Origin of the sequence: Chryseobacterium sp. S0630, assembly GCF_024158915.1 — a bacterium.
Lineage (GTDB): Bacteria > Bacteroidota > Bacteroidia > Flavobacteriales > Weeksellaceae > Chryseobacterium.
Window position 1 is genome coordinate 17,629 of sequence record NZ_JAMZGF010000047.1, and the last position, 25,707, is coordinate 43,335.

Annotated in this window: 20 protein-coding genes; 14 read left to right on the forward strand and 6 right to left on the reverse strand. The window is 35.6% G+C overall.

Features of this window, described 5'->3' with window-relative positions; genetic code table 11:
- Window positions 1–303 precede the first annotated feature (303 nt).
- Window positions 304–888, forward strand: coding sequence for a ribonuclease HII (locus tag NK356_RS17775; protein ID WP_034696116.1), 585 nt, complete (start codon window positions 304–306; stop codon window positions 886–888).
- A gap of 130 nt (window positions 889–1,018) precedes the next feature.
- On the opposite strand, the gene yidC is transcribed toward NK356_RS17775, so the two are convergent.
- Together yidC and NK356_RS17785 are read right to left on the reverse strand one after the other, a co-directional pair.
- A complete protein-coding gene (gene yidC / locus NK356_RS17780; protein WP_034696117.1) occupies window positions 1,019–2,818 on the reverse strand; it encodes a membrane protein insertase YidC in 1,800 nt (599 codons plus the stop codon).
- A gap of 178 nt (window positions 2,819–2,996) precedes the next feature.
- Window positions 2,997–4,604 (reverse strand): CTP synthase, encoded by a 1,608-nt coding sequence (locus NK356_RS17785; RefSeq protein WP_034696118.1) that lies wholly within the window; start codon window positions 4,602–4,604, stop codon window positions 2,997–2,999.
- A gap of 153 nt (window positions 4,605–4,757) precedes the next feature.
- Between NK356_RS17785 and NK356_RS17790 the strand changes: the two genes are divergently transcribed.
- The 6 genes from NK356_RS17790 to NK356_RS17815 all read left to right on the forward strand — a co-directional run bounded on the left by NK356_RS17790 (window position 4,758) and on the right by NK356_RS17815 (window position 11,322).
- Entirely contained in the window at window positions 4,758–5,360 is a 603-nt protein-coding gene (locus NK356_RS17790) for a CDP-alcohol phosphatidyltransferase family protein (protein ID WP_253317621.1), read from the forward strand.
- Window positions 5,350–6,150 (forward strand): phosphatidate cytidylyltransferase, encoded by an 801-nt coding sequence (locus NK356_RS17795; protein WP_253317622.1) that lies wholly within the window; start codon window positions 5,350–5,352, stop codon window positions 6,148–6,150. Before NK356_RS17790 ends, NK356_RS17795 begins: the two co-directional genes overlap by 11 nt.
- Window positions 6,151–6,157: 7 nt before the next feature.
- Window positions 6,158–7,198, forward strand: coding sequence for a patatin-like phospholipase family protein (locus NK356_RS17800; protein WP_253317623.1), 1,041 nt, complete (start codon window positions 6,158–6,160; stop codon window positions 7,196–7,198).
- Between the two features lie 381 nt (window positions 7,199–7,579).
- A complete protein-coding gene (locus NK356_RS17805) occupies window positions 7,580–8,335 on the forward strand; it encodes an SDR family oxidoreductase (RefSeq protein WP_253317624.1) in 756 nt (251 codons plus the stop codon).
- Window positions 8,248–9,618, forward strand: coding sequence for a phosphatase PAP2 family protein (locus NK356_RS17810; RefSeq protein WP_253317625.1), 1,371 nt, complete (start codon window positions 8,248–8,250; stop codon window positions 9,616–9,618). Before NK356_RS17805 ends, NK356_RS17810 begins: the two co-directional genes overlap by 88 nt.
- 3 nt (window positions 9,619–9,621) lie before the next feature.
- Complete coding sequence (locus NK356_RS17815; protein ID WP_034696124.1) at window positions 9,622–11,322, forward strand: bifunctional alpha/beta hydrolase/class I SAM-dependent methyltransferase; 1,701 nt, start codon at window positions 9,622–9,624, stop codon at window positions 11,320–11,322.
- A gap of 347 nt (window positions 11,323–11,669) precedes the next feature.
- On the opposite strand, the gene NK356_RS17820 is transcribed toward NK356_RS17815, so the two are convergent.
- A complete protein-coding gene (locus NK356_RS17820) occupies window positions 11,670–12,239 on the reverse strand; it encodes a YceI family protein (protein WP_253317626.1) in 570 nt (189 codons plus the stop codon).
- A gap of 139 nt (window positions 12,240–12,378) precedes the next feature.
- On the opposite strand from NK356_RS17820, the gene radA reads away from it, so the two are divergent.
- Both radA and NK356_RS17830 read left to right on the forward strand, forming a co-directional pair.
- Window positions 12,379–13,728 (forward strand): DNA repair protein RadA, encoded by a 1,350-nt coding sequence (radA, locus tag NK356_RS17825; protein WP_034696125.1) that lies wholly within the window; start codon window positions 12,379–12,381, stop codon window positions 13,726–13,728.
- A 318-nt stretch (window positions 13,729–14,046) separates the two neighbouring features.
- Window positions 14,047–14,640, forward strand: coding sequence for an ACP phosphodiesterase (locus NK356_RS17830; protein WP_034696126.1), 594 nt, complete (start codon window positions 14,047–14,049; stop codon window positions 14,638–14,640).
- A 134-nt stretch (window positions 14,641–14,774) separates the two neighbouring features.
- Here NK356_RS17830 and NK356_RS17835 read toward each other — a convergent pair whose 3' ends face one another.
- The 3 genes from NK356_RS17835 to NK356_RS17845 all read right to left on the reverse strand — a co-directional run bounded on the left by NK356_RS17835 (window position 14,775) and on the right by NK356_RS17845 (window position 20,866).
- On the reverse strand, window positions 14,775–16,460 hold the full coding sequence (locus NK356_RS17835; RefSeq protein WP_253317627.1) for a hypothetical protein: 1,686 nt from the start codon (window positions 16,458–16,460) through the stop codon (window positions 14,775–14,777).
- A 594-nt stretch (window positions 16,461–17,054) separates the two neighbouring features.
- Window positions 17,055–17,570, reverse strand: coding sequence for a DUF6702 family protein (locus tag NK356_RS17840; RefSeq protein ID WP_253317628.1), 516 nt, complete (start codon window positions 17,568–17,570; stop codon window positions 17,055–17,057).
- 80 nt (window positions 17,571–17,650) lie between these two features.
- Complete coding sequence (locus NK356_RS17845; protein WP_253317629.1) at window positions 17,651–20,866, reverse strand: S8/S53 family peptidase; 3,216 nt, start codon at window positions 20,864–20,866, stop codon at window positions 17,651–17,653.
- Between the two features lie 151 nt (window positions 20,867–21,017).
- Here NK356_RS17845 and NK356_RS17850 point away from each other — a divergent pair, with 151 nt between their 5' ends.
- The 5 genes from NK356_RS17850 (at window position 21,018) to NK356_RS24180 (ending at window position 25,492) form a co-directional block, all read left to right on the forward strand.
- Window positions 21,018–21,596 (forward strand): HupE/UreJ family protein, encoded by a 579-nt coding sequence (locus NK356_RS17850; RefSeq protein WP_034696129.1) that lies wholly within the window; start codon window positions 21,018–21,020, stop codon window positions 21,594–21,596.
- A 67-nt stretch (window positions 21,597–21,663) separates the two neighbouring features.
- The gene (locus tag NK356_RS17855) at window positions 21,664–24,051 is read left to right on the forward strand and encodes a M1 family metallopeptidase (RefSeq protein WP_034696130.1); all 2,388 of its coding nucleotides are present in this window, start codon (window positions 21,664–21,666) and stop codon (window positions 24,049–24,051) included.
- 55 nt (window positions 24,052–24,106) lie between these two features.
- A complete protein-coding gene (locus NK356_RS17860; protein WP_253317630.1) occupies window positions 24,107–24,829 on the forward strand; it encodes a hypothetical protein in 723 nt (240 codons plus the stop codon).
- A gap of 157 nt (window positions 24,830–24,986) precedes the next feature.
- The gene (locus NK356_RS17865) at window positions 24,987–25,124 is read left to right on the forward strand and encodes a hypothetical protein (RefSeq protein WP_185103689.1); all 138 of its coding nucleotides are present in this window, start codon (window positions 24,987–24,989) and stop codon (window positions 25,122–25,124) included.
- A gap of 233 nt (window positions 25,125–25,357) precedes the next feature.
- A complete protein-coding gene (locus NK356_RS24180; protein WP_262484685.1) occupies window positions 25,358–25,492 on the forward strand; it encodes a hypothetical protein in 135 nt (44 codons plus the stop codon).
- Window positions 25,493–25,707: the final 215 nt, after the last annotated feature.

A 25,707-nucleotide genomic window follows, 5' to 3' on the forward strand; every position in this document is an offset into this window, starting at 1 on the left:
AACAAAATAGAATCAATAATTACAATATATATTCAAAAAATACACAATAACAATGAAATATCATCAAATTATATGGATTTTACTCTTCGTTAAAAAATATAAAAAAAACGCCAAAAATCAAAAAAATAGTATAATCATCAAAAAAAACAATCCTTTTTAACAAAAATTATAAATTTAAAACATTTAAGGATTATCCAAAAAACAAGTACATTATACCACATTATATTTGACAAAATCATTCATCAAAAAAAACTGATTAATACATTTGTTTTTTTAATTTTGCATCTGTTATTTCAGACAAATATGGAGCTAATAAAAAACTGGTCGAAACTTTATATCGAGGCCGGATGTGATGAAGTAGGAAGAGGGTGTTTAAGTGGTCCGGTGGTGGCAGCAGCGGTAATTTTAGATGATGATTTCAAACAAAATCTGGTTAATGATTCCAAAAAATTAACGTTCAAAACACGTATGGAACTGGATAGTTATATCAAAGACAATGTGAAAAACTATGCCATCGCAGAATTACCTCCTTCCTTTATTGACGAACATAATATTCTTAATGCAAGTATTCATGCGATGCACCGTGCTTTGGATCAACTGACAATAACCCCTGAACTTATTTTGGTGGACGGAAATAAATTTCATCCTTATAACTACATCCCGCATCAATGTATTATCAAAGGGGATTCCAAAGTTTTATCTATTGCTGCAGCGTCTATTCTTGCTAAAAACTACAGGGATAAATTAATGATTCAGCTTCATGAGGAACACCCTGAATATGGATGGGATACCAATTTTGGCTACGCTACAAAAAAACATCAGGAAGCCCTTATAAAATACGGCCCAACACCTCATCACAGACAATCTTTCAGACTTAAATATGATTGAAAAGCGCTCATTTTCAATTATTAAATTCGTAGACATCCATTAGAAATTTAAAATCTTTCTAAATAAAATAACCAAAAAAAAGAGAAGCAATTATTAAAATTACTTCTCTTTTTTATGCTATAATGAAGAATTACTTCTTCTTATTTCTTTGCTGTTCCTGAGTTTTTTGCTGCTCCTGAGCTTTCTCCATCATTTCTCTCATTCTCTTCTGGAATTTACCTTCTGCTTTCGGCTTTTCCTTGTTAGACTGAATCTGAGCATGGATTTTTTTCTCATCCAGAATCACATACTTAATAACAAGGATGATGAGGATGTTAATTGCATTCGATACAAAATAATACCATGAAAGACCAGAAGCCGAAGTGTTAAGGAAGAATAGGAATGTAATCGGGAAGATATACATTAACACCTTCATATTTGGCATTCCTTCCTGCTGAGGCTGCTGCATATTTCCTGAAGTCATTACAGTATAGATCAAAATAACAACCGTACAAGCTAAAGCAAAAATACTTAAGTGATCTCCAAGGAAAGGAACTTTAAATGGAAGCTTGATCAAATCATCATAAGCTGTTAAATCCTTTGCAAACCAGAACCCTTGTCCTCTAAGATCAATAAAGTTCGGGAAGAAACGGAATAAGGCATAGAAGATTGGAATCTGAACCAATGCCGGTAAACATCCCGCCATCTGATTTACTCCTGCCTTTCTGTAAACTTCCATTGTAGCCTGCTGTTTCTTCATCGGATCTGCATCCTTGAACTTCGCATTCACCTCATCAATTTCCGGACGGATTACCTTCATCATCGCACTTAGCTTGTGCTGCTTATACATAATAGGTGAAAGGATCAGTTTCACAATGATCGTCATTACAAAAATTACCCAACCTGCTGATAATCCCCATGCAGCGATAATGCTGTATAACCACATGAAGAAATAACGGTTCATTGCTCCGATGAATGACCAACCTAAAGGAAGAATCTCATCAAAGTTTTTATCATAAGATTTAAGCAATGGTAAATCCAATGGCATAAAATACCATGTGAAATCCTGGTTCAGCTCACTTCCAGTCATTTGAACGAAACCTTCATAGTTGAATTTCTTCAAATATTCTCCTTCTTCAACATTTTCCTGGTTTCCTTTATTTTGAGTGAATCCGTTTTTAGCTTCGATTACTGAAGAGAAAAACTGCTGTTTTACACCAATCCAGTTAAGGGTTTCTTTTTCCTCTTCCATTGTGGTTCTTCCATCATAATCATAGTCTTTATAATTATTGAAAGCATAAGAAAACTCAGAGTGAGACTGCTCCTGAGCTCTACCTTTTTCCAGGTTTCTTACATTATAGTCCCAAATGAAATCTGCTTTGTTATCAGAAGTAATTTTAGAAAGTCCCTGAGTTCTTACTTTAAAATCAAGGGTGTATTTTGGAAGCAGTGTGTAAATGAATTGAATTACAGCACCATTATAATCTGCAGTTAAAGTTACTGCATTGCCATTAACAGTAGGTGAGAAAACTAAATCTTTAGTATTAACAATCTTCCCTGTTTTATCTTTAAACTGAAAACCGTAGTTGGAGTTATTTTTAGTGATCAGATAAAGTGGCTGATCTGCATTGTCTGTTTTGTGATTGTAGGCTTTATATTTTAAAAGCTCTACTTTGGAAACCTGTCCTCCTAAGCTTGAAAATTCAAGTTTCAATTCATTATTTCCAAGGCTTGCCGTCTGGATTGCATTAGGAGTTACATTTGGATTGATATTGTTTGCCTGAGTTTGCTTTACGGCATTTTTAGCCTGTTCCGTTTTTTGCTCCTGAGCTTTCAACTCCGCTTCTTTCGTTTGTTTGTTCTGGAAATAGAACATAAAACCGAAGAGAACAAGGCATAAAACCGCGAAACTAATCATTTGCTTCTTATCGATTCCGTTGTTTTGTTGCATTTTATTTTATATTAAAATTTTAAATTTAAAATGTACGTACTGGTGTACGTAATTTGAGCTGACAAAAATACTGTTTTTTTATCAAAACTCTATGCTTTACGTTGTTACTATATAATAAACTCAGGCTGATTATTCTCAGCCTGAGTTTATATGTAGACGTTTATGATAAAATTTTACCTTATTTCTTTTCGCAAGCTTTAATAAACGCTCTGAATAAAGGATGCGGTGTCGCTACAGTACTTTTATATTCAGGATGATACTGAACTCCCACATAGAATGGGTGATCAGGAAGTTCCAGTGCTTCTACCAAACCTGTTTCAGGGTTAGTACCTGTAGCAAGGAAACCATTTTTTTCAAACTCCTGAAGATAATCACTGTTGAATTCATAACGGTGACGGTGTCTTTCAGAAATATTTTTGGCTCCGTAGATATCGTTTAATTTAGATCCGTTTTTCAACGTACACTTCCATGCTCCAAGACGCATTGTTCCTCCTTTATCTACTACATTTTTCTGTTCTTCCATCAAAGAAATTACAGGATCAGGAGTAGCTGTATCAAATTCCATAGAGTTTGCTTTGGTATGTCCTAAAACATTTCTTGCAAATTCAATTGTCATAATCTGCATTCCTAAACAGATTCCCAACATTGGAATTTTATTTTCTCTTGCATATTTTGCAGTAAGAACTTTTCCTTCAATTCCTCTGTCTCCGAAACCAGGAGCTACAAGTATACCATTCACTCCTTTCAGTGTATCTTTGATATTTTCTTCCGTAATATCTCCACTGTATACCCATCTTACTTTTACTTCAGTTTCAAGGTCAGCACCTGCATGTTTGAATGCTTCAGCAATAGAAATATAAGAATCCTGAAGGGAAACATATTTTCCTACCAATGCAATTTCAACAGTTTTTTTAGGGTTCTGGAATTTTTTAAGGAAACTCTTCCAGTCTTTAAGATCTGCGTCTTTATCGCTTTTCAGATCAAGTTCTTTCAGTACTACATCATCAAAGTTCTGCTTCTGAAGATACATTGGAACTTCATAGATCGTTTCAAGATCTTTACATTCGATAACATTATCTAAAGGAACATTACAGAACTGAGCTAATTTTGCTCTCTGATCTTTAGGAATTTTATGTTCTGTTCTACAAACTAAAACATCTGCCATAATTCCGCTTTCCATCAACTGACGAACGGAGTGCTGGGATGGTTTTGTTTTTAATTCTCCACTTGAAGCCAGATATGGCAATAAAGTAAGGTGAATCACCATAGAATTTTTCTCTCCTAACTCCCATTTTAATTGACGAACAGTTTCAATATAAGGTAAAGATTCAATATCTCCAACAGTTCCTCCGATCTCAGTAATGATGATATCGTAGTTCTGCTTGGAAAGCATTTTAATTCTACGTTTGATTTCGTTAGTAATATGAGGAATTACCTGAACTGTTTTTCCAAGGAAATCTCCTTTTCTTTCTTTTTCAATTACAGTCTGGTAAATTTTTCCTGTAGTAACGTTGTTGTTTTGGGATGTAGGAGCATCAAGGTAACGCTCGTAGTGGCCTAAATCCAGATCCGTCTCTGCACCATCTTCAGTCACATAACACTCTCCGTGCTCATAAGGATTCAAAGTTCCTGGGTCGATATTGATATAAGGATCTAATTTTTGGATCGTTACATTAAAGCCGCGTGATTTTAGTAGAAGTCCCAGAGAAGCAGAAACGATTCCCTTTCCCAAAGATGAAGTTACACCTCCTGTCACAAAGATGTACTTTGTATTCTTTTTACTCATTAGATTAGGTTTGTGCAAAGTTATGGGAAAAAGAGATACAAAGCAATCTTTTACATTTTGAAAATGATAAAACCCGCTTCAAACAATTATAAATCCTGATAAAATTTTTTATCTATATTTGATATAAGCAAATGAAACAAAGCTATAACCAACATGATTTCCGTCTATAAACTAAAACCAAAATTCCAGCAGCTCCTCACGCCTGTCTTATTATTTTTCCACAAAAATAAAATCACAGCCAATCAGATTACCATCAGTTCTATCCTTTTATCGATAATTATTGGGCTATTATTCTGGAATGCGGATATCTCGAAATGGTTCTTCCTAAGTCTTCCTGTCGGACTACTTCTAAGAATGGCTTTAAACGCTTTGGACGGAATGATGGCCAGGAAATTCAATCAGACCAGTAAACTTGGAGAGGTTTTGAATGAGCTAGGTGATATTGTTTCAGATATGATTATATTTTTCCCGCTTCTTAAATTTCAACCCGAGAGTTTATATCTTATTGTCATCTTCATCATACTGAGCATTATCAATGAATTTGCCGGATTAATGGGAAAAATTGTGGGAAAAGAAAGACGTTATGAAGGTCCTATGGGAAAAAGTGACCGTGCTCTTATCCTTGGACTGTATGGTTTATTAATGCTTATCGGAGTTAATATTTCCGGGGTTTCCCAATATATTTTTGGAATTATCATTGCTCTACTTTTGATCAGTACTTATATCCGACTTAAGAAATCTTTGCATGAAGCCTGAAGAAAATAAATTTGCAGATGTTCCTTTAAGGGTAAAAACATGGATCTACATCATTATTGTTTTTGCGCTGGGTATTTCACATCCTGTTGCCATGACCGTTTTTGTTTCGTGGATAAGCTATCAATGCTTTTTTGAATTTTCAAGGATGTTTAAAATTCATGCATCGCCTGTTTTCCCTTCACTGTTCATAGGTTTTCTACAGTTTTTCTTCCTATACTTTTTAAATATTGAAACCTATCTTTTGTATAGTTTTCTTATATCAATACTTATTTTCTGTCGTTTTATCTTGTCGGGAGCTCCCAAAAAGCAATTGTACGGAATTTCAGTTGCTTTATTGATCTGTCTTTTCGCTTTCCCCCATTTGTTGTGGATAAGGGAAAGATCTGATGGATTGACTGCCATTATATTTATTGTTGTTGTGACAGAACTGAACGATGTATTTCAGTATCTGATGGGAAAATTTTTCGGAAAACATAAAATAACACCTCAAATAAGTCCCAATAAAACTTTGGAGGGCCTTATCGGAGGTGTCTTTCTTACTGTTATTTTGAGTAATATTTTAGGATATTTTCTGCTTGAAACTGGTATTCTGACTAACAGTATTTTAGGAATCGTTCTTGGAATTTCAGGATTTTTGGGAGATATTTTTATGTCTTATATAAAAAGGAAAACCGGGGTAAAAGATACTGGAAACCTTCTTCCTGGGCATGGTGGCCTTCTCGACAGAATGGACAGCTTGGTGTTCAATGCTCCCCTATTCTTCTGGTTATTTCCTCTTCTGATCAAATAGTAAAGCAATGGATGAAAAATTTAAAAGAGCAGTTATTTTTTCAGGAGGTGGAACGAGACTGATGATTTATCTCGGGATTTTTGCGGCTCTGGAAGAGCTCGATCTCAAGCCGGATCTTCTGATTGCTTCCTGTGGTGGTTCATTTACTGCTACCATCATCAATGCATTCCCCGATCATCTTTCCCGAAAAGAATACCTGCAGTCAGAAGAATATTTTCAGTTTGTTTCAGGTACTGTACTGACAAAGCAGAAAAAGCTTTCGCAAATAGGACTTTTTTCACTGAAGAAGATATTTGATAAAAGAAAAGCACCGTTTATTGAAGATGTTTTCAACAGATACCTTGTTGAAATGCCTCAAGACCTATCCCTATGTTTTCCATCCATTAAAAACGTTCAGTTTTCAAAAGAAATCCCCACGATCATTATTGGTTCTGAACTTCTTTTTACACCCGAAGAATGTGGACAAAAAAGAAATGAAAGAAAATTATATCAAAAAACAATCTTCACAGATCCTGAAACAGCAAAGAAGATTAATTCTGAACAAATTACCAGCAGCTCTGAAAGTTTGAAAAACAGTGCTATTGAAGAATTTCTCAAAATTGTCACAAACTTTTCCCTGCTTGAAAGTACCAGAGTTTCTATTTCCGATATGTTTTATGTAGAACCGGCATTTCTTCAGGGAAAACACTTTGCAGGTGGCGCTATAGATCTTGTACCTGCAGAAATAAGTCAACATCTTGCACAGGAAATTATTACTGAAAAGAAACAATTTTACAACGCTGTGGAAGAAGCACTTGTGCGTTCCGTCCTTGGATTCAGCGGAAATGAAAGACTTGCAGAAACCAACCAACTTTTATCCGGCTTGCAGATTGATACGACGAATATAAAACAAGAACTGGAAGGACATTACTTGAAAAAAGGAATTGACTGGAGAAAATTTGAGGTCTGTTTTTCATTCCCGAAAAACTATCAGCAATTTGTGAAAGACATGGAAATACAATGGCAGTATGGGTTTGATCAAACGATGAAGAGTATTAAAAAGAGATGACAAATACTCCAATTGAGGACGTGCAAATTCCCCTCCCGCAGAGGGATGGCGAAAATTCAAAGAATTTTTGACGGGGTGGTTCTAAGACCACTTTTTAAGTTTCGGCTAAAGCCAATGGAAATGTTTTATTTTTATTTTAACGGGCTAAAGCCCGTGCCTATTGAATATCTTAGTTTTATAAATAATATTAAAACCATTAAGAAAGTTTAAGAAATAAAGTATAGTTAAGATGAATCATCCTGATTTTTAAGCTTAAAGCAAAGCTCATCTTCATATTCTAAACATCTAAAAAAAATCTTAATGTTTCAATCGTTAAAAACATTCACCTTATTTTCACTTTTAAAATCTATTTTTACAAAAAATGAAAACCACCAAACACTTATGAACGTTTTTATCGCAGGCGGAACTTCAGGTATTGGCTATGCACTGGCCAGACATTATCTTTCTAAAGGATATTGTGTAGGAATCTGCGGAAGAGATCTTACTAAAATACCAGAGAATAATTTTAAAGATTTAAAAGCTTTCCAGACAGATGTTTGTGATTCAAACGCTATATTATCCACATTACAGTCTTTTCTTGTGGATAAAAGTACACTTGATATTTTCATTAACTGTGCCGGTAGCTACGCAGAAGATGTAGCAGGAAGAATTTCATATGAAGAAGCTGAAGAAATGCTTCAAACCAATATTCTGGGAACGGTAAACTGTTTCGAGGTGGCCAGAAAGGTAATGAAGAACCAGAAAAAAGGAAGTATTGCTGTAATTGCATCTGTTTCCGGTATATTGGAATATCAAAACTCCAGTTTGTATACAAAAACCAAACGTTCAGTAATTCAGATTGCGGATGCTTACCGAAGAGCATTGAAACCTTTTGGAATTTCCGTTACTACCATTGCGCCGGGATATATTGATACTGAGAAATTAAGACAACTCAATCAGAATGATCTAAGCAAAAAACCATTTCTTACCGATGTAGAAACAGCAGTCTCCGTCATCTCGGAAGCGATTGAAAAACAGAGGAAGCTCATTATTTTTCCTGTAAAAATGAAATGGATGATGAAATCTTTATCTCTGCTTCCTTCTTCATTGTTAAATATCATCATGTTCAGAAAAGCCCAATGGATGAAAAACGACTGACCATACAACAAAAGCTGTACGCCCTGACGCTTTGTGCCATTGTATTTATGATGGTCTATAATTTCGCTGCATGGTATGTTTCAAAGCTACCTGAAGTTCCGTCTTTTGTTTTTGATTTTGAAAATTATATTCCATTTATTTCATGGAGTATTATTTCTTATATGACAAGCGGAATTTTTTTCTGTCTGGTATTTTTCTTCTGTCAGAATAAGGAGCAGCTTAAAGTTTTGACACAGCGGATGCTCTTTATTACCATTGTTTCCGGAATTTGCTTTTTATTATTCCCTTTAAAATTCTCTCTGTCCAAACCTGAGGTCGACAGTTCTGTTTTGGGATATTCTTTTCAGTTTTTAAAAGTGTTTGATTCTCCTTTTAACCAAGCTCCGTCGCTACATATTGCCTATGCATTTATTTTCTGGTCAGTTTTCAGAAATGTAAAAAGTGGAAGAACATTCTTAATGCTTTGGCTTATTCTATTGGGCATTTCTACTTTAACAACTTATCAACATCATTTCATTGATATCATCACCGGAAGTATTCTTGCCCATCTTTGTTTTGTGATATTTCCGTATAGAAAAAATGATTTTCTGTACAGAAATTTTCATGTAGCCAATATTTATTTTTTATCGGGATGGATTATTATTTTAATGGCAATTCTTATTAATCAATTCTTGGGGAAAGCAGGACTGATTATGCTTTGGCCTGGTTTTATGATTCTTTTGATCGGGTATCATTATCAGAAAAATGATATTTCTTTTTTAAAAAACAAAGCAGGAAACATTCCATGGTTTAAAAAGATTTTCTATTTCCCTTATCTGTTATTGTATCGGATATTTTGGCAGTTTTTCCGGAAAAACAAAACTCCTGTAGAAGTTGTTCCCAGATTATATATTTCATCCAGACCAGATCATAAAAGTCTGAAAGATTTTAAACCCGATAAAACAACACTTGCTTATGATGTATCAGCGGAGATGGAAGAACTCTCTCTCATTAAGGATAAAACGACTTATCATTCTTTTCCCTTTTTGGACATTGGAACATTTGATACAAAGGAAACAAAAAAACTGGTTTCTGAAATTACAGTACATTACAGACATCTGCCTTCAGATGGAAAGATTCTGATCCACTGCACTATGGGATTCACCAGAAGTTCAGTTATAGGGATTTTAGTAATCAAAAATATTTTATCTTTACCTCTTACAGAAGCAATAACCATTATGAAAACCCACAATAAGCATGCTGTCATACCTACTTATCTGGAGGATTTTCTGAAAAAAATTTAATCTATGAACAGTGGACATTTTAAAAGTTTTGACAACAGTGAAATTTTTTATCGTGAATGGAACTACCAGCCTCATCAGAAAAGTATCATCATGATCCACCGCGGGCATGAGCATTCGGAAAGATTGAATGATATTGCACAATCTCCCCAGTTTTCAAAATATAACATCTTTGCATTTGACCTTAGAGGACACGGTCATACAAAAACTCAAACCTCATCTGTTTTTATGGATTATGTAAGAGATCTTGATGCTTTCTCAAAATTTGTTAGCACTCAGTATGATGTGAAAACTTCAGACATGTTTGTGGTTGCCAACAGTATTGGCGGTGTGGTTGCTTCTGCCTGGGCTCATGATTTTGCGCCTTCTATCGCAGGGATGGCACTTCTGGCTCCTGCTTTTAAAATCAACCTCATCGTTCCTCTTGCTAATGAGATGATTACATTAGGAACAAAACTTAAGAAAGGGCTCATTATTAAAAGCTATGTGAAATCCAAAATGCTTACTCATGACCCTGAACAGCAAAAAGCATATGATACAGATCCACTGATCTCAAGATCTATTGATGCTGAACTGCTCATTGATCTGGCAAAAGCCGGAAAACGTCTGGTAGAAGATGCTGAAGCTTTAGATACCCCAACTTTAATTCTCGCTGCAGAAAAAGATCATGTGGTTTTCAATAAGGAACAGAAAGCATTCCATGAAAAGCTGGATACAGATTTGAAACATTATGAAGTTCTTCCTGATTTTTTCCATGGTATTTTATTCGATACCGGAAAGGAAAAAGTCTATGATAAAATTGTAGATTTTGCGGAAAAATGCTTCAACAGGCCTATAAAACAAGCCTCTCTTTCTCCTGACCAATTTTCTGTAAAAGAATATGAAGATCTGCAAAATAATGTGGGAAATAACCTGAATTTTAAAATACAGAAATTATCTCTGTCAAAGATTGGGAAAATAAGCAACGGAATGGCCATTGGACTGAAATACGGCTTCGATTCCGGGGCTTCACTGGATTATGTTTACCAGAATCAGCCGAAAGGGAAATTGGGTTTTGGAAAAATGATGGATAAGAATTACCTCAACGCTATTGGCTGGAAGGGAATCCGCATCAGAAAACAACATTTATTACAACTTTTAGAAAAAAATATACAGGCTCTTAAACAACAGGGCAGATCTGTTAAAATACTCGATATTGCGGGCGGAACAGGAAATTATTTATTTGATATCAAAGAAAAGTATCCTGATGCTGAAATCGTGATCAACGAATTTGTAAAGTCTAATATTGAAATAGGAGAAAAGGTCATTAAAGAAAAGAATTATCAGAACATCCGCTTTACAAACCTTGACTGTTTTGATTCACAAACCTATCAAAAACTGAATTTCGAACCTAATATTACCATTGTTTCAGGAATTCTGGAGCTTTTCGGGGATAATGAAATGGCGAGTAAAGCCATTCAGGGGATAAATTCTGTTTCAGAAAAGAACGCTTACATTGTTTATACAGGGCAGCCATGGCATCCTCAATTAAAAATGATTGCCTATGTTCTGAATAATCACCAGCATAAAGACTGGATCATGAGAAGGCGTTCCCAAAAGGAGCTGGACAGAGTTATGGCTTTTAATACTATTCGGAAAGAAAATATGCTGATTGATGATTTTGGAATTTTTACAGTTTCTTCAGGAAAGGTGAATGTTTCGAATTAAAAATATTTTAGTGCTCTCGCAGGTTTTGCTGATAAAGCAGATTTTTTATCTGTTTTATTCCTAAATTGGATCAAACTTTGACATTGATTATTTTTAACCACAACAGCCACAAAAGATTTAAACACTTAAGTTTTTTTAGAGACAACCGTTAGGCATAATAAGCACACCTAAGCTTTTTGAAAATCTTTGATTTTCATCTTCTGTGAACTTTTCTACGGAATTCTTTTAAGCCTATTCAACTGAAAGTTTTTGTGAGCTTTTGTGATTTGTAAGGTGTAAATAGTTTTCACATAAAAAAGGTTTTCCATTGAAGTGGAAAACCTTTTTATATTTTATATTTTGAAATATTATTGTTTTACAAGCTCAAAGTAAGCTGTTACTTCAACATCTTTCGCGATACCAGCCCCTGACGGATCATATTTGATTCCATAATCCAGACGGTTTACTGTAAATTTTGTCTGAATTCCCATGATCTCTTTTCCGTCTTTATTCTTTGTAATCCCACCCAATGTAACCGGAGCACTGATTTCTTTCTCTACTCCTTTCATGGTTAGTTTTCCTTTTACAATATAGTTGTTGTTTTTATCTTTTGTAACGGAAGAGCTCTTAAATTCAATAGTAGGATATTTGGCAACATCGAAAAACTCTTCACTGATAAGATGTCTGTCTCTCATGTCTACTCCGGTATTAATAGTAGGAACACTGATAGAAAAGTTTAAATCTGCATTATCCAGATTAGCACCACTGGTAGCTGCTTTTCCGTCAAATTTATCAAACCTTCCCTGTACAAAACTAATCCCCATGTGCTTGATATTAAAGTTAACCGATGAATGCATCTGGTCTACCTGCCAGGTTCCCTGTCCAAAAGCAACAATACTTAAAAGCGTAAATACGAAAGATAAAAATACTTTTTTCATTGTAATGATATTTTACATTAATATATTTTAATTGAATGAAGCTAAGATATGAAAGATATTTCTACCGTACATGGATTAGTTTTTAATATTAAATTCATTTAGATTCTGAAAGAAAAATGCTTTTTTATAACTTCGCAGTATGGCAAAACTGAAAACAGCATATTTCTGTCAAAACTGCGGAACCCAGTATCCTCAATGGCTGGGACAATGTAAAAACTGTGGAGAATGGAACACTTTAGTAGAAGAGGTTGTAGAGAAACCGTCTCATAAAACTCCTCCTTTTTCAAAAACCAAACAACATGTCATCAATATTGTTGAAGTGGAAACCAGCGAAGAGCCGAGAATAAAAACACCTTCTGAAGAACTTAACCGTGTTTTGGGAGGAGGAATTGTTTTGGGTTCTGTAACTTTGATTGGCGGCGAACCGGGAATCGGAAAATCTACCCTTTTGCTTCAGCTTGCTTTGAAAATGAAGAAAAAAGTTTTCTATGTTTCTGGGGAAGAAAGTGCTTCTCAGATTAAAATGAGAGCGGACAGACTTACAGACATTCAAAATCCGAACTGTTTTCTTTTCACTGAAACTTCATTGGAAAAAATTCTTCATGAGGCAAAAAAACTGGAACCTGATTTCGTGATCATTGATTCTATTCAGACCCTGCAGTCTCAACTGATAGAAAGTTCTCCGGGAACTGTTTCTCAAATCAGAGAATGTTCTAATGAAATTATCAAATATGCCAAAGAAAATAACACTCCTGTCTTCCTTGTAGGACACATTACCAAAGACGGACAAATTGCCGGACCAAAAGTTCTGGAGCATATGGTGGATGTTGTTCTGAATTTTGATGGAGACCGAAATCACCTTTTCAGATTATTAAGGGCTAATAAAAATCGTTTTGGTTCTACTTCAGAAATTGGAATCTATGAAATGATTTCTCAGGGATTGAAAGAGATTAAAAACCCTTCTGAAATTCTGATCACCAAAAAATTTGAAGAACTTTCCGGAAACTCCGTTGCCGTAACTCTGGAAGGAAACCGACCTATGCTTCTGGAGATTCAGGCATTGGTGAGTACAGCTGTTTATGGAACTCCTCAAAGAAGCTGTACCGGTTTTGACTCCAAAAGACTGAATATGCTTTTGGCTGTACTGGAAAAAAGAGCAGGTTTCCAATTGGGAGCAAAAGACGTTTTCCTGAATATTACCGGAGGAATAAAAACAGACGATCCGGCACTGGATTTAGCGGTCATTGCTTCTGTTCTTTCCTCTAATGAAGATATTGCGATTTCTGAACATTACTGCTTTGCCGGAGAAATCGGATTAAGTGGTGAAATTCGTCCGGTAGCCCAGATTGAACAGCGAATTACTGAGGCTGAAAAATTAGGTTATGAGAAAATATTTGTTTCCAATCTTAATAAAATCCCGAAAAGAAAATTTGGAATCAAGATTGAAGAAGTGAGTAAGATTGAAGATTTTCATGAGAGACTTTTTTAATGTGAATCGTCAATTTTGCTGCACAAGTCAATAGTCAATCAGAATGTGGATAAAAATTCACAAGCGAAGTGGATTCACTAATGGTAAAATTATGAATGGTCAATTTTGCTTCGCAAGTCAATTGTCAATTGGGCGTGGATAAAAATTCATAAGCAAAGCGGATTGACAATTGATAGCATTGTGAATGGGCAATTTGCTGAACAAGTCAATCATCAATCAGAATGCGGATAAAAATTCACAAGCAAAGCGGATTGACTATTCACTATTCATTATTCACTCTCTTATCAAACATTCACATTTAATTCATACCTTTAATTTATGAATTATCTGGCGCATTCTTTTCTTTCTTTTACCGACGGTCAGATCGTGGGGCAGTTTCTCGAGGACTTTATCCGTAACAGAGATCGTTTTACTTTCCCGAAAGATATTCAGGACGGAATTACTCTGCACAGAGCTATTGATACTTACACCGATTCTCATCCTGCCATTCATGAAGCCAAAAAGGTATTCGCTCCTTTGGTAAGGCTGTATGCAGGTGCGTTTGTAGATGTCTCTATGGATCATTTTGTAGCCAAGGATCTTTCTCTGAATTCTCTTCCGGAATGGAAAGCCCATTCCCTTAAAGTTTATCGTGTTTTAAATGCCTATGAACAATGGCTTCCTGAAAATTTCAAAAAGATGCTTGTGAAAATGGAGCATGATGACTGGCTTTATAATTACCGTGAAGACTGGGGAATTAAATTCAGCATTCAGAATGTTTTGAATAAAGCGAAGTACCTTGATAAGGATATTCCTGTTTTTGAAGCTTTTTTGAAAAACAAAGACCATCTTCAGCAGTGTTACGATGATTTTTTTCCTGATCTTTTAACCCATGTAAAGGGAATTAATGCTCTTTTACAACTGGATAATTAGTTTAAAATAAAAACACTTACCTTATAATAAAAGATAAGTGTTCTATAAATTTGTGTTATTAGAATTTTTTATGCCTGAATACTTTGTAGAAAAGCTTTTGGGAACACTTTTCTATTAAAGTTTTTTTAATAATATTAATCTCCAATTCTGAATACTAAAAGCTGAGTTGAAGTTGCCGCCAGAGTCATCCCGGTACCTGAACAGTTTCCAGATTGCCCTCTTCCCAGTCGAATAGGCCAGGTTCTTCCCGCAGGAACGGTAGTGGCATAAGTAATAGTCCCACCATGGTTGGATAAAATACCTGAATTATGATAGGCTGTACTATGGATTCTCTGAGTTCCGGCTGCTCCGGTAGGAAAATCCACAATATACGAGCTGTTTCTACATTTGTCAGCTTCTACTGTAGTTCCGTTATCATTGTTATGAAGTGCCTCATATACAAAAGTAATCTGATAAGTTCCCGCAGGAAATGTAATGGTACTGGTTCCTGCATTATAACTCATTCCGGAGATTGAATTTTTTACAACAGTCATAGGAACAGTTGATGAGCTTCCTGCAGCTACACCATTAAGAAAATCACTCTGCGCTGTATCCAGTCTGAAAAGCGCCGGGTTTGGAATGGATAATGCTCCAAGTGTTCCAATGGTTTTCACAACACCGTTAGCATCCAATACCATCAGTGGGTCTGTCGTTGTATTTCCGGCCGTAGTTCCCTGTAAACGTAAAGGATCTGTTCCATTAACATGTAGTCTGTTGGTAGGTGCTGCAGTTCCTAATCCTACTCTATCATTCGCAGCATCTACTGATAAAGTAGTACCATCTACAGAAAAAGCATTTACAGCTGTTCCCGTAAAAGCAAGCGTATTACTTCCTTGTGTTACAGCACGGTTTCCGGTTAAAGTTCCATCTGAATTATAAATATTTACAGAACTTGTTGCAGGAATTGCTTTCCAGGTTCCTACTCCTGCAGCATCAGAAGTAAGGACATATCCGTTCGATTGATTTCCATCTACAATTTTTATAGCTGCTACCGGAACGGCAGGGGTTCCTGCAGACTGAACATCTAATTTTGTAGCGGGAACAACTGTTCCAATCCCCACATTTCCTGAAGATTTTATCGTCATTCTTGCAGCATAATCTGTAGCATTTCTGGTGAAAACCTGTAATCCTGCATAATTATTTGTAGCATCTCTGTCTGTTCCTATAATAGATGCTCCCGTAATACCAGAAGAACTTGTGGAGGGAATAAATTCAATTCCTCCAAATAAGGTATTAGTGACATTATTATTGTATAAGGTAATATTTCTTGGAGTCGCCTGACCACATGGAGCTCCACAGTTATCAATTCCAGCGGACAGAATATCTGTAACATTTCCTGCTATAGGATTTAAGACGGATAAAAAACTGGTGGGTGCTGCTGTTCCTATTCCCACTCTTCTGTTAAGAGCATCTACTGAAAAGTTGTTCCCATTAACAGAAAAAGCATTTGTGGCATTTGCAGTAAAGGCCAATGTATTGCTTCCCTGAGCTACCGTTCTGTTTCCGGTTAGTGTTCCATTGGTATTATAAATATTAGTATCAATGGCATTACCTGGATTATGAAGCTTAACCCATACTGATCCATTATAATAATAATACCCTACAGTATCAATATTTACAGCATTTCCTCCTTGTGAGCCATTTCCCACACTATTCACATAGATCATTGTAGAAGTTGGAATTGCTGTCATGCTTTGGGCTCTCAATCTGTCTACTCGTGCTACTAAAAGGCCGTCTACAGCATTAGAAGTTCCCGTTGGGTTTTTTGCAGTAATATCCAACGTTGCAGTTGGATTAGCTATATTAATCCCTACCTAAGCAAAAGCAAAACTACTGATTGTAAGTAGTGTCAGTGTAATGTTCTTTCTTTTCATATTAAGTTATTTAATAATTGGGCTACTTATTCATTTTCTTTGGAAGAACGTGTACTATTTTAAAGGTTTCATCTTATAAAAAAAATATGAAATCATAGCAAAGTTGTGGTGAGTATAATCAGATTAATTCTGACTATATAAAATTGTTGTTGGTAAAAAGCACTAGATAATAAATTTATTTCACTTCATAATATAATTGATTTAATTGTTATAATTCAAAAAAAATATAAATAAATTATTAAAATAATATTAAAATAAACACATCAATATATTAAATAAAATATCAAAATTTAAACAATAAGAATAAATATTTCATGAAAATAACAAAATAATTGAAAATATAATTAAAAAATATGTTAATAATTAAAATTTAACATTTTATCAAATCATCAGTCAAAAAATATTAGTCGTTATATAGTGACTTATTTCAACTTTATTTTACGTAAAAAAAGCAGCAACTTTAGTTACTGCTTCATAAGTTTTATTATAAAATATAAATGATTAAAAGGTTTTAAACATATAGCGGTTAGGATAGGTAAGTTTTTCACTATTTCTTTGTCCGTTTACAATAATATGGACAATGTTGATCTGATCATCAAAAAGATTATACAGAAAACTTACGGCTGTTTCCACTTTTTTCGGGGCTGCTACAGGTTCTGATTCCATAAAAATATTTACAGATTCCTGGTCTTCTTCATAACCGATATAGTTTATCTTCAAAAATTTGTTATCAGCTTTTAGTTTAAAATATTCTGCACAATATTTTTGCAGAGCATCGTTCAATTTTGCTTTGTATTTTTCATCATTAAAATGAAAAGCGCCTCCATATTTTTTTCCTAAACCATTTTCCATATCATCCAGGAAAAATCTACCTGTCACTTCAAATCTTCTGGATTTTGAATTATAATTAATTTCTACAGAGCCTACGTGATATGGGTGAAAAGCTTCACTCTTTGTAAAACTCTGAAAAGTTATTGTTAATAATAAAAGAAAACTCCAAAAAAACTTACCTGACATGAATCTTATTTTACAGCAAATATAAAAAAAGCAGCAGTTATAGAAACTGCTGCTTTTCATTGAATTTGATCGATGAAGATTTATTGCTTAATTACTTTTTTTGTAATTTTTGTATTATCCTCGAGCATTATGGTGAACAGATACGTTCCTTTTATCAGTTCGGAAATATCAATTTTACCTGAATTAGTATTCACATTTACTGTTTTAATCAATTTTCCTGAAACATCATAAATGGTTACCGTTCCTTTAGAATGTCTTCCCAATACTACGTTAACAAAATCTTTGGCAGGATTCGGAGTGATATTCACTTCTGAATTCATCTTTACATCAGCTGTTCCTAGTGTTGTTCCTGTTTTAACAAAATACCCCCCAAAACCTGTTGTCTGGAAACTGACTTCCCAATATTGGTAGGTGCCATTCCAGATAATATCTGCAACATCTGGTGTAATAACCGTGGCAGCTCCTCCAAAAGAAGCAACTGTACCCGTAGTGCTTGTTCCTGTATATTTTTCAATAAGAAGATTCGCTTTATTGGCTACATCGTTAGGTGAAGTAGGTAATTTCACTCCATTGGTCAGATTATAAGCATCGAAATCACTCTGCTTGAAATATAAAGTTACTTTTCCGGTAGCTGTAGTAGTATTTGCATCTGAATTGATTTCATATCTTCTTGCAACATAATTTGGCTGTGCATTATCTACCCATACCTTTGAGGTAACATTTCCTGTTACAGTACTGCCCATTTCTTTTTCTATTCTTGAGATAAGCTGGCACGCATTTGTAAAATAGTTATAACCATTTGTTACCGTATTCGCTTTTGTTTGGTTGGAAGTTGCTAAATTCTTTACTTCAGCAACGTTTTCATAGATTACCGCTCTCATTTTAAGATCAAATGTTCTGGAAGTCCATGTAGTACCATCAGTAGAAGTTTTAGATCTGCTATTCAGTACAGCATTCTCTGCTTTCATGGCAATTCTTCCCCCTAATCCATTAACAACAATATAAAATTCTTTTCCGGTTACCATCTGTACATTCAAATCTGAAAGATTGATATAATTCCAGGTATATCTCTGAATATTATTAAGCCATGAAGTAATGGTTTTAGTAGCAATAATATCTCCGGGATTTCCGTTGGCATCCACCTTTCTGATCTGAATATCCACCGGGATATCTGAAGGAATTGAAGACCCTGATACAAAAGAGAACCCTCCCAGTTTCCCTGTTAATGTAGGCGTATATCTTACCGCAAGAGCCATATTATCAAAATAATAATTAAATTCTGTATTGGCTACAATGTATGGCTCATCGTAACTTACTGTTTCAAAATTGGATTTTACACATCCTATTTCATCAGTAACAGCTTTATAGATATCCAATTTACCATATCCCCATCTCATATTCGGAACGACACCAGTGGCACCATCCATTCTTGCATTAGCTGTAAGGCGGGCTTTCACCTGTGCTGCCGTCAATGAAGGATTAGCCTGCAGTAATAACCCTACTGCTCCAGCTACTCCCGGTGAAGACATACTTGTTCCCTGGTTTTTCACGTAATAATTGGTGCCTGAAATAATATCTGTTGCTGCCGGAGCAGAATTGCTGGATCTTGATGAAATCACATTCTGGCCTGAACCTGCGATATCCGGCTTTTGAACCCCATCCACTCTTGGTCCCTGTGAACTGAATGAAGAGATAGATTCCTGTGGGGTTGTGGTAGAATAAGCTCCCGTACTATACCAGCTTGGTCTTCCCATATATGATGCTACTGTAATAGCATTAGAAGCATTCCCCGGGCTTCCTACAATATATTCATTATCCCCGTTTTGCAACGTGGTTTGTACTCCCTGGCTATACAGCCAGCCATGGGTTGAGATTTGCTGTGTTCCGTTATTGGTAATTTCCAATGTATAATTTCCCTGAACATTGGTGGTTCCTGAAGTTCTGGTAATTACCAGCTGAACATACCTTTTATTATTATCATTGCTCCAATAGTTATACATTGTTGCTGTAAGCCCACCTCCCAAAATATTATGAGCTGTAGTTGTACTTATGTTCTGAGTATACTGCTGTCCATCGGGAGTAGTTAGCTTTGCCGTAACAGGAGTATTATCATTGGCATACATTATAAATGAAAATACTGTAGCTGCAGAAGTATTGCTTGCTACCGTAAAATTATAAGTCTGGGAAGCATTAGCGGCAATATCAACTTTTCTGTGAAGATTATCTCCGTAATCATTACCTGCTGAAATAACAACTACTCTTCCCGCTGCTGAAGTGGTAAAATTATTAACTGCTACTTCATGGCTTGAAGTTCCATCATGGGCACTGCTCTGACCTCCGATACTCATATTGACAACAATAGGTTTATTAAGTGCTGTCGCCACATTTTTGAAGTAGGTCAAAGCATTAATGGTATTTGTTGTAGGAAAAGATCCGTTTCCTCCTTTTACAAAAACAATATCCGCATCAGACGAGAATCCTTTATGTCTTTTATCCGTAAAAGCAGAGCCATTTCCAGCAGCAGTACCTGAAACATGGGTTCCATGACCATTGGTATCATTTTCACGAACAAAACCAGTGGGTGTGCCATCCAGTTCATCATCAATCTGTGCTTTTGTATATTCCACCCCAGTAGAAAACCCTGTCGGGGTAACTTCTCCCGCTTGGGCAGTTAATGTCTGATCCCAAATAGAAACAATTCTGCTTTTGGTCTGATCATCAGCTTTTCTGAAATCCGGGTGTTTCCAGTCTATTCCAGTGTCATAAATTCCTACTAAAACTCCTGTTCCATTATAAGCTGTGTTATTGAAAACACCATCCTGCAAAAGACTTGCTCCGGACTGAGCACGGCTCACATCGTTATGAAGTTCATCAAACTGCGGTCCCATTACAGAAGTTACATACGGAAGCTGAGTCAGTCTTTCAATATCTTCAATAGAAGCTAAAGCTGTGGAAAAAGTGGGAAACTGGCTTTGTACAATAAATCCGTCTGCTTTTAGTTTTTCAGGCTCCTTCGTGTAAACAATACATGAATACATGGTTTGTGCTCCTTTTGAAGTCACTACCAGGTGCTGGTCAAGTTTCATATCAGGACGTTCCAGTTCTTTTACAGCTCTTCCCTTAGCAATACTTTCTTTATTTTTCAATAAAATATCAAACCGGGAATCCAGTTTCTGTACCTGTCCGTAAAAAGCGTAGGAGTACAATCCCAAAAAGGCTGCTGTAGCATTTCTAAGAAGCTTCGCTCCTCCATGTGAAATGTTTACATTTGTAAAAAATAATTTTTTGATATCCATATTTCATTTTTAAGCAATACAATTATACAATTTTTATTTAAAACATAAATAATATAAAATATTAATAAAGATTAAGCGTAAAAATTAAATCAAATAATAAAATTAATAATATTTTAACAATATATTCAAAATATAAAATTTTTTAATCAAAATGCAGGATTTTCTTTTTTATTTAAACCTTGGATGGGAACATATTATTTCTCTGGATGCCCTGGATCATCAGCTTTTTGTTTTGGCTTTGATTGCTGTCTACTCTTACAGTGACTGGAAAAAAATACTGATTCTTGTTACTGCATTTACAATCGGACATTCTATTACATTAGCTTTAAGCATTCTGGATGTTTTCAGAGTTCCTTCTGACTGGGTGGAGTTTTTAATTCCTTTAACCATTGTTCTTACTTCACTGGATAATATTATCATGAAAAATCAGAAACAGACTTTGATGCGGGCCAACTATTATCTTGCATTGATCTTCGGTTTGGTTCATGGAATGGGATTCGCCAACACAGCAAGAGTAATGATTGCTAAAAGCCAAAGTATTGCTTTACCTCTCCTTGGGTTTAATATTGGTTTGGAACTTGGTCAGATTGTCATTGTTGCAGCAATTTTAATCATCCTGTTTCTTTCACTCAATCTTTTCAAAGTGAATAAAAAAGACTGGATACTCTTTGTTTCTTCCGGAGTATTTGCTTTATCCTTAAAAATGACTTTGGAAAGAATTCCTTTTTAAAAGTTAAATATTCTCATCAATTCAACAGGTAATTACTATCTTTGATCATTAAAAAATCATTTCGGTTATGAAACTAAAAGTTGTTATACTTTCACTTTCTGTATTTGCATATACAGGTTTCACCGCACAAAATATTCAGAATAACCCGGGCAGCAATCATGGTAACAAGTTTGAGCAGCTAGGAACTATTCTACCAACACCCAACATCTACAGAACGGCTTCAGGAGCTCCCGGTCACGGATACTGGCAGAACAGAGCCGATTATAACATCACCGCTTATCTGGATGAAGATAAAAGAAATCTGAAAGGTTCAGAAACGGTGACTTACTACAATAATTCGCCCGATGAGCTGGACTATATCTGGCTGCAGCTTGATGAAAACGAACACTCAAGCATCAGAAATGCAGGATATGACACTTCATCTGTACTTCGTTCTTCAACAACCGATCAACAGCTTAAAGCTACAGAGCTTCCTGTAAAAGATAACGGTTATGGCGTAAGTCTGGAAAAAGTAACAGATGCTTCAGGTAATCCATTGAAGTATACAGTCAACAAAACGATGATGCGTATTGATCTTCCCAAAGTTTTAAAAAAGGGTGAGAAATTCGTTTTCAAAGTAGACTGGAACTATAATATCTCCGACAGAATTAAAATGGGAGGCCGTGGAGGTTTTGAAAACTTCCCTGAAGATGGCAATGATCTGTATACAATGGCGCAATGGTACCCAAGAATGTGCGTCTATAGTGACTTCCAGGGTTGGCAGAATCATCAGTTTACCGGAAGAGGTGAATTTGCTTTGGTTTTCGGAGACTTTAAGGTTTCCATGAATGTACCTGCCGATCATATTGTTGGCGGAACAGGAGAATGTAAAAATTACGATCAGGTATTGACATCTGATCAGTTATCAAGATACAGAAAAGCAGAAAATGCAGCTGAGCCTATCGAAATTGTAACGTTGGACGAAGCTAAAAAAGCCGAGAAAAATCATTCAAAACAAAGAAAAACATGGGTTTTCGAAGCGAAAGATGTCCGTGATTTTGCATGGACTTCTTCCAGAAAGTTTGTCTGGGACGGAATGCGTGTAACGATTCCTGAAAACAACAATAAAGTAATGGCTATGAGTTTCTATCCAAAAGAGTCTTACGGTCTTTACAGAAAGTTTTCTACAAAAGCGGTAGCCCATACCATCAAAACCTATTCGGAATTTACCATTCCTTATCCATATCCTGTGGCACAGTCTGTAGAAGCAGCAAACGGAATGGAATATCCGATGATTTGTTTCAATTTCGGAAGAACCGAGAAAGACGGAACCTATTCTGAAGGGACAAAAAATGGAATGATCGGAGTAATCATCCACGAGGTTGGCCACAACTTCTTCCCTATGATCATCAATTCTGATGAAAGACAATGGGCATGGATGGATGAAGGGTTGAATACCTTTACAGAATATCTTACAGAAGAAAAATGGGATAATAAATTCCCATCCAAAAGAGGACCGGCATGGACAATCGTAGATTATATGAAACTCCCGAAAGATCAGCTGGAACCTATCATGAGTAACTCTGAAAATATTGTTCAGTATGGTCCGAACGCTTATTCAAAACCTGCTACAGGACTGAATATTCTTCGTGAAACAATCATGGGAAGAGAGCTTTTCGACAAAGCATTTAAAACATATGCCAAAAGATGGGCATTCAAGCATCCTGAACCTGCAGATTTATTCCGTACAATGGAAGATGCCAGCGGTGAAGACCTTGACTGGTTCTGGAGAGGCTGGTTCTACGGTACAGATCCTGTAGATATTGCTATTGATAAAGTAACGGTTGCTGTTCCTAATCTTGAGAGTGATCCAAGAGCTGCTGCTGAAGTAAAATATCAGGTTGAAAAACCGTTGGTAAATAGCTTTGAAGACCTTTCAAAAATCAGAAACAGAGAAGATAAGAATATCAAGTTCTATGTAGATGGTGATAAAGATCTTCAGGATTTCTATTACAGATATGACAGAGGCCAGGAAAAGATTGATAATAATAAGCAATACACCATCAAAACAGAAGCAGGTCTTCCTTTAGATGCCAAGGACAAAGAGAAATTCAAAAATATAACAGGATATCAGATAGATTTTGTGAACAAAGGCGGTCTGGTAATGCCAATCATTCTTGAGTTCACTTTTGAAGACGGATCAAAAGTATATGACAAATCTGCAGCACAGATCTGGAGACTGAACGAACAAAAAGTTTCCAAGACCTATTATTTTGATAAGAAAGTAAAATCTATTCAGCTGGATCCAATGAGAGAAACTGCTGATATTGATACAAGCAATAATTTCTGGAGTAATGCAGGAGCAGGAAGTGAAACTTCAAAATTCCAACTTTTCAAACAAAAACAAGGAGGAGGTTCTGTAAGAGGAGGCTCAACCGGAAAAGTCAACCCAATGCAAGCCGCAGGAAAGAGTTAAAAATCAAAAGGTTGTAACTTTTACAAATACAGCACTACTTATTATTAAAAAGATCATGAGAACTATTCTTTTCCTTTTAATACTAAGTAGTGCTAATTTTTTTTCCCAGAAGCTACTTACTCCTGAAAATTCCGGGATCAACTCAAAACTTATCCAGGATGAAACTTCTGAAGCTGTATGGTTTGCTGAAAATGCGGGAACAAAGATAGAAATAGGAAGCATTATTACTGAAGTCAAAAAACTGAATAAAGCAGATCTTTTGATCAGAACAACGGTAAAAATGAAACAGGCTCCGGATGCTAAATGGACGGATTCTACTCTTGTCAAAACAGCCAATTTCACCCCAGTCTACCACTCTTCTTACAATTCAATGAGAGACTTGGTTCTCAAGTCTGAAAAAAATAAGGTCACCGGATATTATCTTGATAAGAAATCTCAGAAAAAAGATATGGTTGAAATTCCTGCAGATCATTATTTTGACAGCAGCAGCTATGCCCAGCTGATCAGATATCTTCCGTTGAAAGAAAATTACACTGCTGAGATTTCTATTTTCGATTACAATCCAAAATCTGAAAAAAAAGGGATAATGAAAGCTTACATTCTGGATACTCAAAAGACAGAATATAAAGGAAAACCGGTTTGGACAGTAAAAACCAATGATGACATCAGCAACAAAGCAACCACAGTAACCTATTATATTGATTCAGTAACAAGGAAAATTGTAAAGCAGGATATAGAAATGGCAGGAAGAAAAATGTATTTAGAAACAGCTCCATAAATTACTTAAATCCAGATACCAATATCTCATTTTCGTCTACAAAAAACATAACAACCTGACTTAAAAAGTTTTATATTTGAATCACCATAAACACCAAATGTCAAAAACCTGATTGACTTTAAATGTTCAGGACGTACCCATCAAAATATTTTTAACTATGAAAAATGCAAAACTACTAAGCAGAGATGCTCAGAAAACTATTCATGGCGGGCTTGCTGCCAGACTTGTATGCTGCGAACGCGACGACAACGGAAAATGTACTTTATGGATCGGGCCGGGGCAAAACTGTCCTTAGTTCTGTCATCTGATAACAATTTTGATAAAGCCGGAAATTTCCGGCTTTAATTGTTTTTCCACTACACATATTCTTTATAATCTGATAATCAAAATTTTATTGTAAAAATTCTCCACAAAATATATCACACAATAAAGAAAAATAATATCTTTGATTCACTTCTTTTACACCAAATGTCAAAATCCTGATTGACTTTAAATGCTCAGGAACGTACAAACAAAATATTATTAACTATGAAAAACGCTAAATTATTAAGCAGAGATGCTCAGAAATCTATCAATGGCGGAGCAGCAGGACGCTTTTGCTGTGAGTACAATTACAAAGGACAATGCATCCTTTGGATCGGACCGGGACAATATTGCCCATAGTTCAATCCTTAGATAACAATTAAAAAAGAGGCTGTCCCAAAGGTTAAATAATTTGACTTTTGTTATTCTGACGAAGGAAGAATCTTACTTATAACCATATAAGATTCTTCACTCCATTTTATTTCGTTCAGAATGACACTTTGGAACAACCTCTTTTTAACTTAAATGTTCTTTTACATTCTTTTTATAGGTTCTCCCCAAAGGAAGCTCATCGC

What these genes read in the sequence shown, in the direction of transcription:
- NK356_RS17845 (WP_253317629.1), bottom strand. Translation starts at nt 20,866, where the DNA reads ATGGATATCAAAAAATTATTTTTTACAAATGTAAACATTTCACATGGA.
- radA (WP_034696125.1), top strand. Translation starts at nt 12,379, where the DNA reads ATGGCAAAACTGAAAACAGCATATTTCTGTCAAAACTGCGGAACCCAG.
- NK356_RS17855 (WP_034696130.1), top strand. Translation starts at nt 21,664, where the DNA reads ATGAAACTAAAAGTTGTTATACTTTCACTTTCTGTATTTGCATATACA.
- NK356_RS17850 (WP_034696129.1), top strand. Translation starts at nt 21,018, where the DNA reads ATGCAGGATTTTCTTTTTTATTTAAACCTTGGATGGGAACATATTATT.
- NK356_RS17800 (WP_253317623.1), top strand. Translation starts at nt 6,158, where the DNA reads ATGGATGAAAAATTTAAAAGAGCAGTTATTTTTTCAGGAGGTGGAACG.
- NK356_RS17810 (WP_253317625.1), top strand. Translation starts at nt 8,248, where the DNA reads ATGGATGATGAAATCTTTATCTCTGCTTCCTTCTTCATTGTTAAATAT.
- NK356_RS17865 (WP_185103689.1), top strand. Translation starts at nt 24,987, where the DNA reads ATGAAAAATGCAAAACTACTAAGCAGAGATGCTCAGAAAACTATTCAT.
- NK356_RS17820 (WP_253317626.1), bottom strand. Translation starts at nt 12,239, where the DNA reads ATGAAAAAAGTATTTTTATCTTTCGTATTTACGCTTTTAAGTATTGTT.
- NK356_RS17860 (WP_253317630.1), top strand. Translation starts at nt 24,107, where the DNA reads ATGAGAACTATTCTTTTCCTTTTAATACTAAGTAGTGCTAATTTTTTT.
- NK356_RS24180 (WP_262484685.1), top strand. Translation starts at nt 25,358, where the DNA reads ATGAAAAACGCTAAATTATTAAGCAGAGATGCTCAGAAATCTATCAAT.
- NK356_RS17790 (WP_253317621.1), top strand. Translation starts at nt 4,758, where the DNA reads ATGATTTCCGTCTATAAACTAAAACCAAAATTCCAGCAGCTCCTCACG.
- NK356_RS17840 (WP_253317628.1), bottom strand. Translation starts at nt 17,570, where the DNA reads ATGTCAGGTAAGTTTTTTTGGAGTTTTCTTTTATTATTAACAATAACT.
- NK356_RS17805 (WP_253317624.1), top strand. Translation starts at nt 7,580, where the DNA reads ATGAACGTTTTTATCGCAGGCGGAACTTCAGGTATTGGCTATGCACTG.
- NK356_RS17795 (WP_253317622.1), top strand. Translation starts at nt 5,350, where the DNA reads ATGAAGCCTGAAGAAAATAAATTTGCAGATGTTCCTTTAAGGGTAAAA.
- NK356_RS17785 (WP_034696118.1), bottom strand. Translation starts at nt 4,604, where the DNA reads ATGAGTAAAAAGAATACAAAGTACATCTTTGTGACAGGAGGTGTAACT.
- NK356_RS17815 (WP_034696124.1), top strand. Translation starts at nt 9,622, where the DNA reads ATGAACAGTGGACATTTTAAAAGTTTTGACAACAGTGAAATTTTTTAT.
- yidC (WP_034696117.1), bottom strand. Translation starts at nt 2,818, where the DNA reads ATGCAACAAAACAACGGAATCGATAAGAAGCAAATGATTAGTTTCGCG.
- NK356_RS17775 (WP_034696116.1), top strand. Translation starts at nt 304, where the DNA reads ATGGAGCTAATAAAAAACTGGTCGAAACTTTATATCGAGGCCGGATGT.
- NK356_RS17830 (WP_034696126.1), top strand. Translation starts at nt 14,047, where the DNA reads ATGAATTATCTGGCGCATTCTTTTCTTTCTTTTACCGACGGTCAGATC.